Origin of the sequence: Candidatus Clavichlamydia salmonicola (assembly GCF_015356765.1) — a bacterium.
GTDB classification, from domain to species: Bacteria; Chlamydiota; Chlamydiia; order Chlamydiales; family Chlamydiaceae; genus Clavichlamydia; species Clavichlamydia salmonicola.
Genome location: NZ_WTCQ01000025.1, coordinates 1 through 2,678, shown reverse-complemented (window position 1 = coordinate 2,678; position 2,678 = coordinate 1). Strand labels below are relative to the sequence as shown.

The 2,678-nt window shown below is 32.6% G+C and carries 1 protein-coding gene; it reads left to right on the top strand.

Annotated elements, in window-relative coordinates; translation table 11 throughout:
• Positions 1-558 precede the first annotated feature (558 nt).
• Positions 559-2,256 (top strand): hypothetical protein, encoded by a 1,698-nt coding sequence (locus CLAVI_RS05570; RefSeq protein WP_194844610.1) that lies wholly within the window; start codon positions 559-561, stop codon positions 2,254-2,256.
• The last annotated feature ends 422 nt before the right edge of the window (positions 2,257-2,678 follow it).

The window sequence follows — 2,678 nt, the reverse complement described above, 5'->3', positions numbered from 1 at the left end:
AATAACAATCTTTTTTATATATAAAAAGAATGTATCAAGAAACATGTACAGCATTTCTTGACTCTTTATTAGGTGTTGTTGTTACTAGGGGGTAGTTGGAAGTGTTACAAGATCTCTTTTGCATCAGTAAAAATATGTGCTAATGCTACTACAGAATATATAGTTATTAGCTTAATGTGTTTAAACGTTAAAGACTATAATCAGAAGTATCTTCATTTATTAAATTCTTATTGTTCAAATTATTTTGATTATTTTATAGAAAACGAGAGACCTTACACAAAATTATCTATGTAGTCCTATGATACTTGCTTTTGGTGTAGGGAGTTCTGTTGCATTAATAACAATGCTTGGAAAAAGAACTAAATATTCCTGTAGTTGTCATTGTAGATAGTCCATAAGAGGCTTTTACAAACAGGTCTTGTCATTCATCAAATTTGTATCTTTATCGATGCTTTCCCTTTGCTTAAAGAAAAGTAATTTTTTTAGAATATACTATAAGATATTCTATTTTTTAATGCTATTTATTAAAAAATATTTTAATTTTATATAAGAGGTAATATGTCTGGAATAGGTAATGGGTTTTCTTCTGGGATCCAATCTTTAAATAATAATTTTTTAGTACATACAGGAAGAAGTTGTCCTACTAGTTGGGTAGAGCTTAAGAATAATGTATCAAAAAATATGCAAACATGTGCAAAAATATGTACAGCATTTCTTGATTCTTCATTAGGTTTAGCTGTAGCCATGGGGGTAGTTGGACTAGTTACAAGCTCTCTTTGTGCAGGTGAAAATATGATAGATGTTGTTGCTAGTACGTTGCTTCCATCTAGTACGTTGCTTCCATCTAGTACATTGCTTTCATCTAGTACGTTGCTTCCATCTAGTACGTTGCTTCCATCTAGTACGTTGCTTCCATCTACTACGTTGCTTCCATCTACTACGTTGCTTCCATCTACCACTGCTGCTCCAACTCTATCCCCTTTAAGTAATAATGAATTAGTATATTTATGTGTACCAGGGGATGGAAATCTGTTTGAAAAAGGTGTAATTGCAGAAAAAAACTGGACCACGGGTCAATTTGGTATAGCGCAGATGCATCCAAATATGAGCTCAGAGTACGATCAATATTGTTTTTCAGTAAAAGAATATCACGATAAATACCCTAATACATCTGTTCCAGAATGTCAAGCAACTGATTGGAGTGGAGATGTCAATTATAACCCAAGCGAGCGTTATTTAAGTTATGTATATGTAGAAAAAGAATCAAGAGACGGAGGGTTCTCTATAAGCGATGCAGTAGATTGTCTGATGAAAAGTGTAGTTGATATGTTGGTTCTATCAAATTCTACTTTTCAGGAAAAGATTTCTCTTGCAACATATCAGCCTCCATCTATACAAAATGTTACAGGTAATGATCGTACTGATGCGCATGATGGAGTTGATAGAGGGGCATATTGTTGGACAGCTTCAAAAAAAATTAAAAAACAGTATCCTCAATATTTTACCAATACCACTAACTGCCCCATGTCTCTAGGGGGTACATTAGCTCCATATACTACTTCAATGCCAACAACTATAGCATCTACTACTTCAATGCCAACAACTATAGCATCTACTACTTTAATGCCAACAACTATAGCATCTACTACTTCAATGCCAACAACTATAGCATCTACTACTTCAATGCCAACAACTATAGCATCTACTACTTCAATGCCAATAACAACAGATATGGCTGTTATAGACAATTATCCTACTTGTAGTCATATGATGATTGCTTTTGGCGTTGGAAGTGCCTTGGTCTTGACTGCTACTGTTGCGAAGATAGTGTATAAAAAGTGTAAAAAACCTAAGAGAATTAATCCTAAAGTTCCTAACAATAAATTAGGAAAGATTTTAATAGTAAGCATGCAAGAATGGTTGCTTTTAGGTGCTTCTGAGGTTGGTTGTGGTGTTTTATTTTCTTCTTTAAAAAATGTTTGTAAGCCAGCTTCTCAAGATCTTAAACAGATGTTAGGGATCTCAACAGCTCTTTATATAGTTAGTGCAGCTACTCGCTTATTAGGAAATTTTATTACTAGTCCTATAGAAAAAGTAGAGCATGAAGAAGATGTAGAGGTAGGGTTGCCAATGCTTAAAGATTCAGAGCCAGTAGTTGATGATTCTCAGGCTGCTAAAGGCAATGATCCAGAACAAGACCTAACTCATTCATTAGTTGTGGTTATGGATACTGGTAAAGATTCTTCTACAAGTTAGTCTTTTAATCTTATAAGACAGGAGGGATTACTATTTTATATAATCCTTTCTGTCATTCATTAAATTTTTATCAGAATATAGCATGAAAATTTAAATGATACATGCTTCTTATTAACAAAAATCTCTCTCTAGTGATTGTCTTAGGCACTATTTTTCTAATACTGAATTTTGCATTATTAATTTTATAGTTCGAATTTTTAATTTGTTAAAAATAACTTATAGTTATAGGATATTTTATTTTTAATACTATTTATTAAAAAATATTTTAATTCTATGCAAGAGGTAATATGTCTGGAATAGGTAATGGGGTTTCTTCTGGGATCCAATCTTTAAATAATAATTTTTTGGGACATATAGGAAGAAGTTGTCCTACTACTTGGTCAGAGCTTAAGGGTAATATGTCACAAAATATGCATACATGT